The sequence below is a fragment of the Kribbella soli genome (assembly GCF_004331345.1).
Lineage (GTDB): Bacteria > Actinomycetota > Actinomycetes > Propionibacteriales > Kribbellaceae > Kribbella > Kribbella soli.
The window spans coordinates 159,886-176,709 of the sequence record NZ_SJJZ01000004.1 but is presented as its reverse complement, the minus strand read 5'-3'; the positions used below and the strand labels follow the sequence as shown (position 1 = coordinate 176,709).

The 16,824-nt window shown below is 69.9% G+C and carries 15 protein-coding genes; 12 read left to right on the top strand and 3 right to left on the bottom strand.

All coding sequences use genetic code 11. The features are described from left to right. Positions 1-398: 398 nt before the first annotated feature. Complete coding sequence (locus E0H45_RS31700; RefSeq protein ID WP_131344274.1) at positions 399-1,472, bottom strand: CobW family GTP-binding protein; 1,074 nt, start codon at positions 1,470-1,472, stop codon at positions 399-401. Positions 1,473-1,575: 103 nt separating this feature from the next. Here E0H45_RS31700 and E0H45_RS31695 point away from each other — a divergent pair, with 103 nt between their 5' ends. The 8 genes from E0H45_RS31695 to E0H45_RS31660 all read left to right on the top strand — a co-directional run bounded on the left by E0H45_RS31695 (position 1,576) and on the right by E0H45_RS31660 (position 9,572). Next, positions 1,576-2,463 (top strand): helix-turn-helix domain-containing protein, encoded by an 888-nt coding sequence (locus E0H45_RS31695; RefSeq protein WP_238155443.1) that lies wholly within the window; start codon positions 1,576-1,578, stop codon positions 2,461-2,463. Between the two features lie 105 nt (positions 2,464-2,568). Continuing rightward, positions 2,569-3,987, top strand: coding sequence for a proprotein convertase P-domain-containing protein (locus E0H45_RS31690; RefSeq protein WP_131344272.1), 1,419 nt, complete (start codon positions 2,569-2,571; stop codon positions 3,985-3,987). A gap of 97 nt (positions 3,988-4,084) precedes the next feature. Continuing rightward, complete coding sequence (locus E0H45_RS31685; RefSeq protein WP_131344270.1) at positions 4,085-5,296, top strand: GNAT family N-acetyltransferase; 1,212 nt, start codon at positions 4,085-4,087, stop codon at positions 5,294-5,296. A 17-nt stretch (positions 5,297-5,313) separates the two neighbouring features. Then, positions 5,314-6,027, top strand: a complete 714-nt coding sequence (locus E0H45_RS31680) for a DUF4129 domain-containing protein (protein ID WP_131344268.1) — start codon at positions 5,314-5,316, stop codon at positions 6,025-6,027. Further along, on the top strand, positions 6,024-6,608 hold the full coding sequence (locus E0H45_RS31675; RefSeq protein WP_238155442.1) for a hypothetical protein: 585 nt from the start codon (positions 6,024-6,026) through the stop codon (positions 6,606-6,608). The genes E0H45_RS31680 and E0H45_RS31675 overlap by 4 nt, the downstream gene beginning before the upstream one ends. A gap of 9 nt (positions 6,609-6,617) precedes the next feature. After that, positions 6,618-7,610: an AAA family ATPase gene (locus tag E0H45_RS31670; protein WP_131344266.1), complete on the top strand. Its 993-nt coding sequence runs from the start codon at positions 6,618-6,620 to the stop codon at positions 7,608-7,610. Then, positions 7,607-8,908 (top strand): DUF58 domain-containing protein, encoded by a 1,302-nt coding sequence (locus E0H45_RS31665; RefSeq protein WP_131344265.1) that lies wholly within the window; start codon positions 7,607-7,609, stop codon positions 8,906-8,908. Before E0H45_RS31670 ends, E0H45_RS31665 begins: the two co-directional genes overlap by 4 nt. Positions 8,909-9,023: 115 nt before the next feature. Then, positions 9,024-9,572, top strand: a complete 549-nt coding sequence (locus tag E0H45_RS31660; RefSeq protein WP_131344264.1) for a hypothetical protein — start codon at positions 9,024-9,026, stop codon at positions 9,570-9,572. Here E0H45_RS31660 and E0H45_RS31655 read toward each other — a convergent pair. Next, positions 9,569-10,114: a TetR/AcrR family transcriptional regulator gene (locus E0H45_RS31655; protein WP_131344263.1), complete on the bottom strand. Its 546-nt coding sequence runs from the start codon at positions 10,112-10,114 to the stop codon at positions 9,569-9,571. The two genes, E0H45_RS31660 and E0H45_RS31655, sit on opposite strands and share 4 nt — an antisense overlap. A 92-nt stretch (positions 10,115-10,206) precedes the next feature. On the opposite strand from E0H45_RS31655, the gene E0H45_RS31650 reads away from it, so the two are divergent. Together E0H45_RS31650 and E0H45_RS31645 are read left to right on the top strand one after the other, a co-directional pair. Beyond that, a complete protein-coding gene (locus tag E0H45_RS31650; protein ID WP_131344262.1) occupies positions 10,207-11,631 on the top strand; it encodes an MFS transporter in 1,425 nt (474 codons plus the stop codon). A gap of 573 nt (positions 11,632-12,204) precedes the next feature. Next, positions 12,205-12,543 carry an MmcQ/YjbR family DNA-binding protein gene (locus tag E0H45_RS31645; protein ID WP_130382651.1) on the top strand — a complete coding sequence of 113 codons (339 nt, stop codon included), beginning with the start codon at positions 12,205-12,207 and terminating at the stop codon, positions 12,541-12,543. Here the strand turns inward: E0H45_RS31645 and E0H45_RS31640 are convergent. Continuing rightward, entirely contained in the window at positions 12,523-13,824 is a 1,302-nt protein-coding gene (locus E0H45_RS31640) for a neutral zinc metallopeptidase (RefSeq protein ID WP_165546668.1), read from the bottom strand. The two genes, E0H45_RS31645 and E0H45_RS31640, sit on opposite strands and share 21 nt — an antisense overlap. 100 nt (positions 13,825-13,924) lie before the next feature. On the opposite strand from E0H45_RS31640, the gene E0H45_RS31630 reads away from it, so the two are divergent. Then, a complete protein-coding gene (locus E0H45_RS31630) occupies positions 13,925-15,616 on the top strand; it encodes a DUF885 domain-containing protein (protein WP_202872628.1) in 1,692 nt (563 codons plus the stop codon). Beyond that, complete coding sequence (locus E0H45_RS43800; RefSeq protein ID WP_131344259.1) at positions 15,613-16,803, top strand: Maf family nucleotide pyrophosphatase; 1,191 nt, start codon at positions 15,613-15,615, stop codon at positions 16,801-16,803. Before E0H45_RS31630 ends, E0H45_RS43800 begins: the two co-directional genes overlap by 4 nt. Positions 16,804-16,824 lie beyond the last annotated feature (21 nt).

Here is a 16,824-nt window from a genome sequence, read left to right as displayed (position 1 = left end):
CCCGCCCCATTTGCCTGGCTGACCCACGAATTTGCCTGGTCTGCCAGCGAAATGCTCGGCCCGCACGCCACCTGCCTCCCCCTGCTCGGTTAGCCCCCGCCCCATTTGCCTGGCTGACCCACGAATTTGCCTGGTCTGCCAGCGAAATTGGGGGTTCCACACCGTGGAAATGGGTGTGGAACCCCCGATTTGGTGGGTCAACCAGGCAAATGGGGGCGTCGCTGAGGACGCGGGGCGGGCGGGCGGCCGGCGCGGATGGGGCGGGCGGCCGGACCGGATCGGGCGGGCGGCCCGAGCGGATCGGGCGGATGGGGTGGGCGGGTGGAGCGGATGGGGTGGGCGGGTGGAGCCGATGGGGTGGGCGGGTGGCGCGTGGGGTGGGGTGGTGGGGCGTCGGGTTAGAAGACGCCGGCGAAGGGGTCGTCGAGGTTGGTCCAGTCGGGGCTGGCTAGTTCGGATTCGGTGAGGAGGCAGGCGTCGAGGACCGATTGGAGGCGGGCCGGGTCGAGGCCCATGCCGGTCGCGACGACGGTGCACTCGGCCAGGTGCTCGGTCTCTGACCATTCGCCGAGCATCCCGAGCGAGGCGCTGTACCCGGCGGACTCCCACCGCACGCGCTGGGTCGGGCGGTTCGCCAGCCAGACCACGCCGCGGCTACGGACCACCCCGTCGACGATGTCTTCGAGCGCATCGTTCAGCCGCGCGGGATGCAGTGGCCGCGTCGACCGCCACAGCACCGTCGTCACCCCGTCGCCGCTCGGCTGCACCCGATCCGATGACGCAAGCTCGCCGGCCCACGCCTCGGCCGCGTCGAAGTCGAACCGCCCGGTCCGCGCGACCAGCCCATTCGGTACGCCGGCAACGTCGGCCGTCACCACCGACGTCCGCGGGTTCAGGTGCACGAGCAGGTGCTCGAGCCGCTCGATCGCCGTACTGCGATGCGCGTTGGCCAGCACGCACACGTCGGCGTACTCGATCTGGCGTGCGGTCAGCTCCGCGACATTGCGCCGATCCGGCAGGCCGAGGGCCAGGCCGCGCTCGGCGAGGAGCTCGTCGCCGGACAGTTGCTCAACCAGCAGTACGGCGTCGACGACGCAGGTGACCGTGTCGACGACGATCTCCGGCAGGACCGACGTCAAGGCGGTGACCAGCGGCCGCGCCTCCATCGCCGGCGGTGCCGCGAGCACGATGTGGTCCCAGTGCGCACGCGCGACCAGCGTCTCCAGCAACGGTACGAGCGACTCGATCAGCTGGCACGCGCCGCAGTCGTCCCCGACCGTGAACTCGCCCGCGTCGATCGGCCCCGACGCGTCCCCCACCCGCCAGGACAGCACGCCCCGACCGGGCAGGTCGTCCTGGTCGATCACCACGGCCACGGTGGTGGCGTCGGTCATCGCTTCCAGCACGGGCTCCCGCAACGTCGTGGAAAGCCCCACCAACAAGGACAACGGAGTTTTCGCTTGGGCGGTCATGCCCACAGTATATGAAAACGATTTTCATCAGTCCAGAGCTGGTGTTAACTGTTGATCGCCCCAGGGGTGGCTTGAATCGCCTGCTGTGCCTAGGGTTCGGCGCATGGGCGAACGGGAGTTCGCGGACGTGCTGCGGGAAGCCATCCAGGCGCGCGGGCTCGGACTCGGGCGAATCCAGGAGCGGCTCCGCGCGCGTGGCGTGTCGGTGAGCCTCGCCACCTTGAGCTACTGGCAGTCGGGCCGGTCGCGCCCCGAGCGGCGGGACTCGCTCGCCGCGGTCGAGCTGCTCGAGGAAGTGCTCGACGTCCCGGCCGGGACGTTGTCGGCGTCGATCGGTCCGCCGCGGCGCCGCGGGCGCTGGCTGAGCACGGTGCCGGACCGGCCCGGGCTGGCGACGTACTGGCCGCGGCCCGGCGCGGTCGAGGAGGCGGTCGCCGAGGTCGACATCCGCTGGGACGAACGACTCACGCGGATCAGCCAGCACGACCGGGTGATCGTCGGCCCCGACCGCGGCGAACGGTCGTACCACTCCCGCCAGGTCCTTCGCGCCGAGGCGGACGGTCCGGACCGCTGGGTCGTGATCATGCACCTCGACGAGCACGACCGGCCGCTGCCGGAGATCCGCCCGCTGCGGCACTGCCGGTTGGGCCGGACGGTACGGCGGCCTGCTGACGGACTGCTGGTCGCCGAGCTGCTCTTCGACCGACCGCTCCGCAAGGGCGAGACGGTGATCACCGAGCACGAGTTGGTCAACGTCTCGCCGTACCCGCCGGCGACGAACTACGAGCGGAAGTTCCGGCTGCCGGTGCGTGAGTTCGTGCTGGAGATCTGCTTCGACCCGGCCGAGCTGCCCGCCGCCTGTGCGATTGTCTCGCAGCTCGACGACGCGGAGGAGATCGTTCGTGCGGTGGAGGTCGCGGCCGAGGTGCACGGCGTCGTACTGAACTTCGGACCCGGTTGCTACGGCCTCCGCTGGACGTGGCCCAAGTGAACTGTTAAAGCCAGAAAGTCAACTGTGAAAGGGATCTGAGCGATTCAGCGTCGCTGAAAGTACTCCTACGGTCGGTGCACCGTCCCAACCCTGAGGAGTGCACCGATGAAACTCGCAGTGATACTTCTGACCGCCGGACTGGTCGCGACACCGGTCAGCGCGGCCGCCTACTCCGAAGCAGCTCCACCGGACACCCCGCAAGAGATCGCCGCCCAGCTAGCGACGTCACCCGGTCAGGCCGGCCGCTGGATCGACCACGGCCGCCTGATGGTCGCCGTGGTCGACGAAACTGCCGCGGCCCAGGTGCGAGCTGCCGGTGCGATTCCGCAGTACGTCGAACGCGACCAGCAGCAGCTCGACCACCTGCTCGCGCAGGTCGATCGGATCGCGCGGAGCCAGCAAGGCCTGCAGAGCTGGGGCATCGACCCGGTCACCAACAGCGTCGTCGTCAAGACACGCACCACGACGAACGCCTTCGCGACCCTCGGCGAAGGCGTCCGGGTGGTGCGCGTGCACTCCGACTTCCGTCAGCAGTCCGGGGAGGTCAACCCGGGCGACCCGTGGTGGCCGGGTTCGGAGAGCAACTGCTCGGTCGGCTTCCCCGCCACGGATGCGCAAGGAAACAAGCACTTCCTGACCGCGGGTCACTGCACGAACGACGCGAATCAGGAGGCGTACGGCGCCAGCGGCCAGACCAACCGCCTCGGTACGTCGAACGTCGGCGGCACGCGCAGCGTCAACGCTCGCGAAGGCGATATGGGCGTTGTCGCGGTGACCGAGCCTGGCTGGACCGTCTCGCCGAACGTCAACACCTGGGGACAACCGGCAGTGACTGTCACCGGTGCGGCCGAGGCGATCGTCGGCGACACGGTTTGCCACTCCGGCAACACCGCGCCGAACTGGGAGTGCGGCACGGTCACCGCGGTCAACCAGAGCATCGACTACGGCAACGTGGTGATCGACGGTCTGAGCACGACCACCGCGTGCTCCGAAGGCGGTGACTCGGGAGGCGCCTGGCTGCGTGGCAACCAGGCGGTCGGCCTGCACTCCGGTGGCAACTCCACCTGCTCGCCGAACGAGGATAACTCGATCTTCCAGCCCGTCACCGAAGCGCTGGCCAAGTGGAACCTGACGCTGCTCACCGGCTCGAGCGATCCGGGAGACCCTGACCCTGACCCGGGCGAGCGGACGTACTCGAACGGCACCGACTATCCGATCCGCGACTTTCAGGTCGCGGTCAGCAGCGTCAAGGCGACCACGACCGGTCGGACGAACAGTCCGGTGAAGGTGACCGTCGAGGGCAACCACACCTGCCTCGAGGACCTCAACATCAGCCTGGTCGCACCCAGCGGCCGCTGGTACTACCTCCAGCGGTCCGGCGGCCTGACGTGTCACCCGCTGCCGGCGTCCAAGACGTACTCCGTTGCCGCCGACGAAACCGCGGCCGGCACGTGGACGCTCCGCATCGGTGACAACGGGTACGGCGACACCGGAACGCTCACCAACTGGTCCATCACCCTGTAGACGGCACCGGACAGGCGCCGGCCGGCTCGGGGCAATGCCGGCCGGTGCCACCGTAAATCCCGGGTCGCCTGTCCCTGCCGTCTGGTAGGTAAGGGACATGACGATCGAGATCGGGCAGTTCGCGGGTGAGTGGGAGGAGCTCCTGGAGCTCCTGGACATGGCGTTCTCGGCGCCGTGGACCGACGAGCAGTACGAGTCCGAGCGGCGGGTCTGGGAGCGTGAACGCAGCATCGTCGCGAGTGAGGACGGACAGCTCGTCGGGCACACCGGCGCGTTCTCGCACCTGATGACGGTGCCTGGCGGGCAGCTGCCGGTCGCGGGCGTGACGATGGTCGGCGTCCGGGCGACGCACCGGCGGCGCGGCATCCTGCGCGACCTGATGCGCAGGCAGCTGACCGACATCCACGAGGCCGGCCGCGAGCCGCTGGCGGCGCTGACCGCGAGTGAGCCGGTGATCTACCCGCGGTTCGGCTACGGACTCGCGTCCGACCACCAGGCGATCGTCGTGCCCAAGGAGTCCCGCACGCTGCGCCCGGTGGCCGGCATCGACGACGTCCGGATCCGGTACGTCGACGTACACGAGAATCTCGCCCGCTGCGCCGAGCTGCGGAACAGGCTGGCGCTCGAGCGACCTGGCGTGTTCCAGCACGACGAGCGCTGGCAGGAGTACGCGATCAGCGCGACCGTCACGAGCAACATCGCGAACGCGTCCAAGGTCCGGTGCGTCGTCGCCGAGCGGGACGGTGAGTTGACCGGGTTCGCGCACTACCGGACGAAGCGCGCGGAGAAGGGGTACGTCGACGTACAGCGGGTGCATGCGGCGGACGTCGCGTCGCATGCGGCGCTGTGGCGGTACCTGCTCGAACCGGACCTGCTCAGCGAGACGCGGTGCGCGATGCTCGCGTCGGACGACCCGATCCTGGACCTGCTGCTCGACCCGCGGGCGCCGGGGCCGATCACGCGGGACGGTCTGTGGATCCGGCCGGTCGACGTACGTCGTGCGCTCGCGGAGCGGACGTACGCGCGGGACATCGACGTCGTCCTGGACGTGGTCGACGACTTCCTCCCGTGGAACGCGGGCCGCTGGCACCTCGCAGGCGGACCGGACGGGGCCTCCTGCGAATCGGTGTCGCGAGACGCCGACCTCACGCTCGACGTCCGCGACCTGGGCGCCGTCTACCTGGGCCGCCCGTCACTGGTGAGACTCGGCCGGGCCGGTCTTGTCGCCGAGCACACGCCCGGAGCGCTCGCCGCGACCGCGGAAGCGTTTTCCACATCGCGGCTCCCCTTCCTCGATACAGCCTTTTGAGGGGGTAGCCTGCCCAGATGCAGACGCAGCGTCGGGGTGCGCTCGCGGCGGTTGCCGTGCTGCTCGTGGGGCTCGTGGTGGCCGGCTTCGTCGTGCTCGCCTCCGCGAGCGGGCCTGTGCGCCCGATCAGCGACAGCACGCTGAGTGCGAGCCCGCGACCGCTGCCGACCTTCTCGGTGAGCGAGACGCCGCCGGAGCAGTCGCAGCCGACGCCGCGCGTGCTCCCGCAGACCGAGACGCCGGGCTGGGTGCTGTCTCTGTGGCAGGCGGTCGTCTACCTGATCATCGCCGCGATCGTGGGGTTCATCCTGCTGGTCATCGTCCGGATCGTGCGCCGGGTCCGGCTTCCGCATGTTGAGGCCGAAGAGCCTGACTGGGAGCGGATGAAGGCGGAGCGACTGGCCGAGGCGGTCGACACGGGCCTGGCTCGCATCGACAGCGGTACGGCGACCGACGCCGTCGTCGCGTGCTGGGTCGCGCTGGAGGAGGCGGCTGCTTCGGCCGGCGTACCGCGGGATCCGTCCGAGACTCCGGCCGAGTTCACTGTGCGAGTGCTCGGGATCGGCGGGATCTCCGAGCCACAGCTGATCCAGCTCGGTGCGTTGTACCGGGAAGCGCGGTACTCGACGCACGGTTCGAGCGAGCAGGCGCGGACGGAGGCTCGCGCGGCCCTGCTGCGACTGCGTGACGAGCTCGCCGCGGCCCATCCCGCCGATGCGGAGGCCTTATGACGTCGTATCGCTGGACCGCCCTGGAGGAGAAGGGCCCGCCGCCCGAGGTCAAACGGAAGTCCTTGTGGCCGAGCAAGTTGCTGGTGCAGCACCTCGGTGTGGCTGTGTTGGTGAGCTTGCTGCTCGTGGTCGTGTTCAGCGCTGCGGGGATGGCGCCGCGGCCGCTGTGGTTCGTGGCGGCGGCGCTCGCTGTTGGCATCGTGTCGCTGGCGATCCGGCTGGTGGTGCCGCAGACCGTGGAGACGAGCTGGCCGGGGCAGCACGACGACAAACTGGCCGCGCTGAGAGCCCGGACCAACGACAACCGCACGCAGTTCATCGCCACCTGGCTGCAGGAGTCGGGCCGCGAACGGCGGGCTGGCGACGGGTCGCAGACCTTCACCCGCCGGGTCCGGCCGCTGCTGCTCGAGCTGGCCACCGACCGCCTGGTGCACCGGCACGGTGTCGACCCCGAGCGTGAGCCGGACCGGGCCCGCGCGATCACCGGCGACCGGCTCTGGCAGCTGATCGCCGGCGACGACAAACGCACCGCGTCCCTCGACGAGATCGAGTACGCGATCCACACCATCGAGAACCTGTGAGGAAGACCTGTGACCGATGCAGCGACTGAGGGTGAGCTGACGCTCGGTGAGGTGACCGAGCTGAGCCGGCAGGTGCTGGAGCGGGTCAGCCAGGCCGTGGTCGGGAAGGCCGAGGCGCTGGAACTGGTGCTCGCGGGCATCCTGGCCGGCGGGCACGTACTGCTCGAGGACTATCCGGGGCTGGCGAAGACGCTGGCCGCGCGGTCGTTCGCGCAGGCGCTCGGGCTGGAGTTCCGGCGGGTGCAGTTCACGCCGGACCTGTTGCCGTCGGACGTGACCGGCGCCTTCGTGTACGACCAGAAGGACTCCGAGTTCGTCTTCCGGCCGGGCCCGATCTTCACCGGCCTGCTGCTGGCCGACGAGATCAACCGGACGCCGCCGAAGACGCAGGCCGCGCTGCTCGAGTCCATGCAGGAGCACCAGGTGACGGTCGAAGGGCAGACGTTCCCGCTGCCCACGCCGTTCCATGTGCTCGCGACCGCGAACCCGGTGGAGTACGAGGGCACGTACCCGCTCCCGGAGGCGCAGCTCGACCGGTTCATGCTGCGGATCGGCTTCGGCTACCCGAGTCCCGCCGAGGAGTGGGAGGTACTGCGTCGGCGGATGAGCCGCCGTACAGAGGACCAGTCGGTCGAGGCGGCAACGGATGCCGCCGGGCTGCGCGCCGCGCAACGCGCGGTCGAGAGGGTGACCGTGGACGACACGGTCGGCCAGTACTGCGTCGATCTCGCCACCGCGACCCGCCGGGACTCGCAGGTGCTCGTCGGGGCATCGCCGCGCGGGTCGCTGGCGCTGCTGCTGACGGCACGCGCGTACGCCGTCATCCAGGGCCGCGATTACGTCGTACCGGAGGATGTGAAGGCGGTCGCGGTGGCTGCGCTGGCACACCGGATCACCGTGCGGCCGGAGCTGTGGCTGCACGAGGTCAGTGGGGCGACCGTGGTGCGGACGGTGCTCGGCTCGGTCGCGGCGCCACCTACCGTGGTCGGCGCCCGCGCATGAGTTGGCGGCCGACGCACGCGCAGGTCCGGGCGATCTGTGTCGCTGCTGTGCTGCTCGGTGCCGCTGTGCTGCTGCGGCGTCCGGATGCGGCGGTGTTCGGTCTGCCGCTGGCGTTCCTCGCGGCATGGGGACGGTTCTTCCGGCCGCGGGAGCGCCCGGAGGTGCACACCGAGCTGGACGCGGACGTTCTGTTCGAAGGGCAAGGTACGACGTACCGGCTGCGCGTGCCGGAGTCTGTGGATCGGGACATCGATCTGATCGTGGCGGCGTTGCCGCGGACGCTGTGGTTCCAGTACGACCCGCCGCAGGCCGCGATCGCGGAGCCGGTCTCGCACGGTGAGGTGCGGCTGGAGGTCGGCGTACGGTCGAAGCGCTGGGGACTGCGGTCGTTGGAGCGACCAACAGTCACGGCGACGTCGACGGTCGGGGCGTACCGGATCCAGGTGACGTCGGCGGAGTCGCAGGCGGTCACGACGCTGCCGTTGCGCGAGGGATTCGAGGCGGTGGACGCCGTACCGCGGCCGGCCGGACTGGTCGGGTTGCACCGGTCGCGGCGGCCGGGCGAAGGGACGGAGCTGGCCGGGGTACGGCCGTTCCGGACGGGGGACCGGTTGCGGCGGATCAACTGGGCGGTGTCGGCGCGGACGCAGGAACTGCACGTCACGTCGACCTGGTCGGACCGGGACACCGAAGTGGTGATCATGGTCGACACCGGCGGCGAGATCGGGATCAGCGAAGGGATCGACGGCAGGTCCTCGAGTCTCGACACCGCCGTCCGCGCGGCCGCCGCGATCGCCGAGCACTACCTGCGCAACGGCGACCGGGTGCGGCTGATCGACACCGGGAGCCTGTTCCGTGGCGTGCGGTCGGGGAGCGGGCGCGCGCATCTGCGGCGGATCCTGGACACGCTGGTGCATGCGGACCGGCGCGGGCGGCAGCAGGACGAGGAGCAGTTGGCGCGGCGGAACCGGGTCCGGTCGGACAGCCTGGTGCTCGTCCTCAGCCCGTTGCTGCGGCCGACGATCCTCGGCTACATCGTGACGCTCGTCCACTCCGGCTGCACGGTGATCGCGATCGACACGTTGCCGCCGGACGTCGTGTCGATCATGGACCTCGACGCGCACGACGCGCGGTCGTGGCCGCTCGCGTGGCGTCTGCGGCTGCTCGAACGCCGCCGCGACCTCGACCGCCTCAGCGACCTCGGCGTACCAACCGTCCCGTGGCGAGGCGCCGGGACCTTGGACGAGGTACTGCGAGATGCCGCAAGAGTGTCCGCAGCCCCACGGATCCGCTCATGACCGTGCACATGCCGCGACTCCGTCGCGGCGGGTCATGGGGCTGGAGCTCCCGGTCTTCCCTCGTCGCTCCGGTCGCTTCGCTCCCTCCGCTCCTCAGTCCAGACCGGGAGGCCCCATGACCGCTGACGAGAAGATCACGTTGTGGTTGGCGCAGTTGCGGGCGTCCGGGCAGGCTGTGGTGCTTGCTCGGTTGGTGATCGCGGTGGCCGGGGCGGTCGCGCTGGTCGTGCCGTCGGTGCAGTCGTGGGATCAGGCGGATCTGGTCCCGATCGTCGGCGCTGCGCTGTTGCTGTGCACCGTGGTCCTGCCTGATTCGCTGGCCGCGCTGCTGTTCGTGCTGGTGGTGACTCTCGGGTGGCTGATGCGTGCACCCGGTGCGCCGAGTTGGAGCCTGGCCCTCACCGCGGTTGCGCTCGTCGTCGTCCACCTGGCCACTGCGTTCGCCGGCCAGTTGCCGTCGTACGCGCGGGTGCACCGGGCGGCCCTGCGGCGCTGGTGGTTGCCTGGAGCAATCGCCGTACTGCTGGTGCCGGCCGTCGCCGGGGCGGCCGCGCTGGTGCGGGGTGCTGACGTCGCCGGCTCGCTCGTCGTGACTGTCGCCGCCATCGCACTCGCCGCCGCGACCATCTGGTTCGCCGCCGATCAGAAACTCGGTCGCGACTAGTCCGCGCCGAACGTGTCCTGGATCTCCTCGGCCCAGGGCATCGGGATCGCGTCCGGGCCCAGGACCTGCATGGCGGACATGACGGTCAGCAGCATCCCGGCGGAGAGGAACTCCCGGACCTGCTGGGGTGACGCACCGGTCAACTCGCGGACCAGCACGTAGATGCGACCGAAGCGCTCCCGGACGCAGTCGCCGATCACCGGGTCGCCGCTGGCCGAGAAGCCCTGCAGCAGGACCAGGAGCACCTCAGGCTCGTCGAACAGCCGCTCGTAGTTGCGGCCCAGCGCGCTCAGCTCCGGGGTCTCGGCCGCGGCCTCGCGGAAGGTCTGCTCGATCCGCTCGCAGGCACTCCGCACAGCGGCCAGGAAGAGTTCCTGCTTGGTGCCGAACAGCCGGATCACATAGGGCTGCGAGACGCCGGCGATCCGGGCGATCTCGTCGGTCTTGGTGCCCTCGTACCCGGACATCGCGAACGCCTGAACTGCGGCCTGCAACACCTCTGCGCCGCGCTCCTTGGCGGTCAGCCGAACCTTGGGCGTCATCCGTGCTCCTTCCACTCCCTTGACATGTTATCAGTCGATGCATACTCTCGTCATCAAGCTTGTTATCAGTCAATTACAACAAGGGGTACGAGATGACATCGACCGCTCTCGATGAGAGGGAACTGGCCGCTCCCCGGAGCCGCAGGCTCGGGCTGGTGCTGGCCGCCGTGGGGATTCCGGTGTTCATGGTCACGTTGGACAACCTGGTGGTGACGAACGCGCTGCCGGTGATCAAGTCCGAGCTGGGGGCATCCCTGTCGGACCTGCAGTGGTTCGTGAACGCCTACACGCTCGCCTTCGCCGCGCTGCTGCTGACCGCGGCGGCGATCGGTGACCGGCTCGGCCGGCGGCGGGTGTTCCTGGCCGGGATCACGCTGTTCACCCTGGCCTCGGCGGCCTGTGCGCTGGCGACCGAGCCGTGGATGCTGATCGGGTCCCGCGCGATCCAGGGCATCGGCGCCGCGGCCGTGATGCCGCTGTCGCTGACGTTGCTCGCGGGCGCCGTACCGGAGAAGATGCGGAGCGCCGCGATCGGTATCTGGGGCGGCATCTCCGGCCTCGGAATCGCGGTCGGTCCGGTGGTCGGCGGAGCCGTCGTCGACGGCCTGAACTGGCAGTGGATCTTCTGGCTGAACGTTCCGGTCGGAGTCGTCGCCGTGGTGCTCGCTACGCGGGTCCTGACCGAGTCCCGGGGTACGGCGAAGCGGCTCGACCTGCTCGGACTGGTGCTGGCGACGTCCGGCGTACTGTCCGTCGTCTGGGGTGTTGTGCACGGAGCCGATGACGGCTGGACGTCCGCCGGCGTGCTCGGTTCGTTGATCGCGGGTGTTGTGCTGCTGGCCGCGTTCCTCGGGTGGGAGCGCCGGACCGTCGCACCGATGTTGCCGCTGCGGTTGTTCTCGGTGCGCTCGTTCAGCGTGGTGAACGTGGTCGCGTTCACCTTCGCGGTCGGCGTCTTCGGAGCGGTGTTCCTGCTGGCGCAGTTCTTCCAGATCGTGCAGGGATACACGCCGTTCCAGTCCGGGGTCCGCACGCTGCCGTGGACCGCGGCGCCGCTCGTAGTCGCACCGATCGCCGGCCTGATCGTCGACCGCGTCGGTCCCCGGATCCTGATCGTGGTCGGCCAGCTGTTCCTCGCCGCCGCGCTCGGCTGGATCGCACTGGTCACCACGGCGACGACGCAGTACGGCGAACTGGTCGCACCGTTCGTTCTCGCCGGCATCGGGATGGGGCTGACCTTCGCGCCGTCCGCAAGCGTGGTGATGGAGAGCGCCTCCGACGCGGACCGGGGTGTGGCGTCCGGCACGAACAACACGATCCGCGAGGTCGGGGTCGCGATGGGTGTCGCCGTACTGGCCTCGGTGTTCGCCTCGGCCGGCTCCTACGAGTCGCCGGCGCAGTACGCCGCCGGCCTCGTCCCCGCCGTCTGGACCGGTGCCGCCATCGTCGCCGCCGGCACCCTGGTAGCCCTCCTCCTACCGGGCCGCACCCAGACAGCCGCCTCGGCGAGGACGTGACGACCGCCGAACGGAGCACACCCGCCGGCGCCTGACGACAAGCCATTGCGGCTCGTGTGAGGCATGCGGGGGTCGGCTGGGCTGAGCTACGCGCCGCTGGGTGGCCGTCGAGTCGTGGGTGGCGGGGAAGGAAGTCGTCGCTCTGTGCAACTTTGTTTCCCCGCTGACCTGCGTCATGCACGGGTGAGCTGGTGTGGTGGGGCAGCCGTGCGGCGATGGTGGAGGCCGCGGACAGGAACGGGACTGGAGACAGCGAATGCCACGTCCCAGCCCCCACAACCTGTCCGGGTCTTCTGGCTGGTTGTTTGCGGAACAAATGTTGCAGCTGATGGCAGAAATGTTCCGCGTTGTAGGAAGGGCAACGCTGCGGCGGGGCCGCCGGCGCCCTGGCAGCCCTCCTCCTGGGACCTGGTCGACTTCAGAGCGTCTGCCACCTACGCGCCGAAGTCAGTCACGCGCCAACTCATTCTCTCTTTTCTCTTTCTTTCCTTTCTTTGTTCTTCGTCTCTTCTTTGATGTCGGCGCTCTGGCGGCGCTCCTGGTGTCGCGGCGGGGGCGTTCTAGAGTGTGAGCGTGCTGGACGCTGACGACGTACGACGGATTGCGCTGTCCTTGCCGGAGACGGTGGAGAAGCAGCGGTGGGGGCACCCGACGTTCGATGTGGCCGGGCGGATGTTCGTCACCGTGCCGGACGACCAGACGTCGTTCGCGGTGCGGTGTCCGCGGCTGGAGCGCGAGGAGCTGATCGCCGCGGAGCCGGAGAAGTTCTGGGTGCCGAAACACGAGGCGGGCTCGAACTGGGTTCGAGCCCGCCTCGAGGCACTGGAGGACGCCGACGAACTGCAGGACATCCTCGTCGACTCCTGGCGGCAGGTCGCGCCGCCGGAGTTGTCAGCTGACGTTGGCCGGTGACGCCGCGAAGGTGTTGCAACTGGCCGGGTTGGCCGTATTGAACGACTTCCCCATGAAGCGCCCCTGACTGGCAACACTGCCGTGGTCGCCCTCTTCGGGCTTGTCGCCTGCGGTGACGACGTACTTCTTCCAGACGTACAGCAGGTTCCCGTTGATCGGGTAGCTGCGCTTGTTCGCGGCCAGGAAGACACCGGCGAAGCAGTTCGCCTGCAGCTCCATCCGGCGCGTCATCCGCGTCCTGCCCTCGTAGTCCGCCTGCTCGTACCGCAGGTTGCTGGCGGACTGCAGGATGCCGGTCATGAACTGCACGCTGTGGCCGTACTCGTGGGCGATGGAGCGGCTGTACCACATCCGCGCGTACGCCTGCCCGATCGGATCACCCGGGTACTGGGTGTACGCCTTCACGAAGACGTCCACCTTCATGTACATCATGTGGTTGCCCGGGCAGTAGAACGGTACGGCGACCGGACCGTCGCCGCACGGCGTCGACATCGAGGTCCCGGACCAGTACGTCATCCGCGGTGCGGTGAACTTGTAGCCGGCCTTCGCCACCAGCGGCGCCCACGACTTGTCCAGGCAGGGCTTGATCGCGGCCCAGTATTCGGCCGCGCCACGGGCGTTCGTCGGCCGTGCCTTGGGCTCCTTGCAGTTGACCGTGGCCATCTGGCCGACCTTGTAGAGCGCGTTCTTGGCCACGACCGTGGTGTCCGCCGGCTTGTTCGGCGTACTCGACGTCTCGGTGGTGGTGGGCTCCGTGGTCGTCGGCTCCTCGGACGGCGACTCGGAGGGCTCCTCGGTCGGCTCTTCCGTCGGCTCCTCGGTCGGGGAGCTGGTCGGCTCGGGGGTGTACCGGCTCGGCGTCACCGGCGGCGTGGTGACGTCGGTGGCGGCCTTCCGGACCAGACCGATGATCGCGCCGCCGACGACGGCCACCACGACGATCGAGAGGATCGCGATCAGCGGCGCCTTCGACTTCTTCCGCGGCTGCTGCGGCTGCCAGCCCATGCCGGGACCGCCGGGACCGCCAGGACCGCCGGGGCCACCCGGGCCGAAGCTCGGGCCCCAGCCGAAGCCGGGACCCTGCGGCGGCTGGCTGTACTGCGAGGGACCTTGCTGGCCGCCGTACTGGGCCTGGGGCGGACCTCCGTACGGGCCTTGCTGCGGCGGGCCGCCGTACTGACCGGGCGGAGGACCCTGCGGCGGACCGCCGTACTGACCGGGCGGCGGGCCCTGCTGGTACGGCGGGTTCTGGCCGGGCGGCCCGTAGGGTGGCTGGCTCAACGCCGTTCCTCTCGTCCCTCGTGCTGGCATTCAGCGACCGCCACAGTATCGGCAACAAACAGGTCAGCTCCGGCGACCCTCGACGGGTAGGGTCGATCAGGTGACTGCTGCCACTACCCCGAACAGCCCGATCGACCAGCTCGCCGAGCGGCACCTCGAGCAGGAGATCGTGCTCGACCCGATCCTGGCGACCGAGCTGGGCGTCGCCGGCCACGACCACGAGCTGCCGGACTTCACACCGGCCGGTTTCGAGGCACGGATCGAGCAGATCAAGAGGTCGCTCGCCGAGGCCCGGGCGATCGAGCCGGCGAGTCCGCGGGAGGAGGTCGCCAAGGACGCCTTCGTGGAGCGGCTCGGCCTGGAGCTCGAGCGCCACGAGGCCGGCGTACCGCAGCACCAGCTGAACGCGATCGCCTCGGTGCCGGCGGGGTTGCGGCAGGTGTTCGACCTGATGCCGACCGACACCGAGCAGGACTGGGAGATCGTCGCCATCCGGCTGAACCAGATCGGTACGGCGCTCGACGGGTACCGCGAGACGCTGCTCGAGCAGGCCGATCGGGGCCGGATCTCGGCGGTGCGCCAGGTGACCGGGCTGGCCGGGCGGATCGCCAGCTGGACCGGTGCCGAGGGCGACGACTTCTTCGCCGGACTCGCCGCGCAGGCGCCCGAAAGTGCGGTGAAGCCGGCCGTAGAGGCTGCCGCCGCCTCGGCACGGAAGGCGTTCGACCAGTTCGGCTCCTGGCTGACGGCCGACCTCGCGCCGCGGGCGCCGGAGCGGGACGCGTGCGGCCGGGAGGTGTACGAGCTGGCCTCCCGCAACTTCCTCGGCGCGACGATCGACCTCGAGGAGACCTACGCCTGGGGCTGGGCGGAGCTGGCCCGGATCGAGTCCGCCATGCAGGACATCGCGGCCGGGCTGAACGGCGGCGACCGCGGGATCGAGGCGACCGCCGAGTTGCTGGACAACGATCCGGCCCGCAAGATCCACGGCAAGGAAGCGTTCCGGGACTGGATGCAGCAGATATCCGACGCGGCCGTGGCCGAGCTGGGCAGCACGCACTTCGACATCCCGGCCGAGATCCGCAGGCTCGAGTGCATGATCGCGCCGACCTCGGACGGCTCGATCTACTACACCCCGCCGAGCGAGGACCTGACCACGCGCGCCGGCCGGATGTGGTGGGCGGTCCCGAACGGCGTGGAGGACTTCGCCACCTGGCGCGAGGTCACCACGGTCTACCACGAGGGCGTGCCCGGGCATCACCTCCAGGTCGCCCAGACGATGCTGCGCACCGACCTGCTGAACCGCTGGCAGCGGATCGCCTGCTGGGTCTCCGGCCACGGCGAAGGCTGGGCCCTGTACGCCGAACGCCTGATGGAGGAACTCGGCTACCTCGAGGACGCGGGCGCGCGGTTCGGCATGCTGGACGCGCAGGGGTTCCGTGCGGCCCGGGTGATCGTTGACATCGGCATGCACCTGGAGCTGGAGGTGCCGAAGGACAACCCGTTCGGCTGGCGGCCGGGGGAGCGGTGGAACGCCGACCTCGGGTTCGAGTTCCTGCGGGCGCACTGCCGGATGGAGACCGAGTTCCTGCAGGCCGAGCTGAACCGCTATCTCGGGTGGCCCGGCCAGGCGCCGGCGTACAAGGTCGGCGAGCGGATCTGGCTGCAGGCGCGGGAAGAGGCCAAGCAGCGCAAGGGATCCGCGTTCGACCTGCGGTCGTTCCACTCCGACGCGCTGAACCTCGGGTCGATCGGGCTCGACCCGCTGCTCCGGGCGCTGGCGAAGCTGTGAGCACCCGGTTCGTCCTGGCGTCGGCATCGCCGGCGCGACTCAAGACGCTGCGCGCCGCGGGGATCGAGCCGGAGGTGATCGTTTCCGGCGTCGACGAGGACAACGTCACCGCGGAGAACCCGGGCGAGCTCGCCCGCCTGCTCGCTACCTTGAAGGCACGTGCGGTGGTCGCGAACCTGGACGACCACGCGACCGTCCTCGGCTGCGACTCGGTCCTGGAGTTCGACGGCGTCGCGTACGGCAAGCCCGGTACGCCCGAGGTCGCCCGCGAGCGCTGGCGGATGATGCGCGGGCGCAGCGGCGTACTGCACACCGGCCATTGCCTGTTCGACACGTCCTCCAAGCAGGAGATCCGGGAACTGGCGTCGACGGAGGTCCGGTTCGCCGACCTCACCGACGAGGAGATCGACGCGTACGTCGCGACGGGCGAGCCGCTCGTGGTGGCCGGCTCGTTCACGGTCGACGGGCTCGGCGGCCCGTTCGTCACGGCGATCGAGGGCGACTACCACAACGTCGTCGGACTCTCACTGCCGTTGCTTCGCCGGATGCTGATCGCGGTCGACATCAGCTGGCCCGAGCTGTGGCGGTCCCAGAAACCCTTCAGGTACGACGAATCCGTCGCGTCGACGTACGACGAGACGCGCGGCGGACCCGCCCGTGCCGAAGCTGCGGCGCGCGCTGTCGACGCGCTGCTCCCCAAGGGCGGACGAGTTCTCGAGCTCGCGGTCGGGACCGGGATCGTCGGCGCCGAGCTGGTTGCTCTGGGCAACCTGGTGCACGGTGTCGACCTGTCCGCGGCGATGCTGGAGCGTGCGCGGGTCCGGCTGCCGGGGCATGTCGCGGCGGCGGATGCGGCGCGGTTGCCGGTGGCCGATCGCCGGTGCGACGCGGTCGTCGCCGTCTGGCTGCTGCACCTGCTCGACGACAGCGAACCGGTGATCGCCGAGGTCGCGCGGGTCCTGCGCACCGACGGCGTCTTCGTCACTACCACCGAGAAGTCCGACGCCAGCCGCTACGCCGACGGCCGCGGCCCCAACGACACCCGCTCCCAGGACGCCCTTGCGCACCTGGTCGCGGTCGCGTCCCGGCACGGCCTGGTGCTCGACGGCGCGACAACGTTCCCCGGCCCGACACGCAACACCGGCGAAGCGCCGACGTACCCGCTGGTCCGTTTCCGCCGTACCTGATTCCTGGGTGTGGAATCCTGT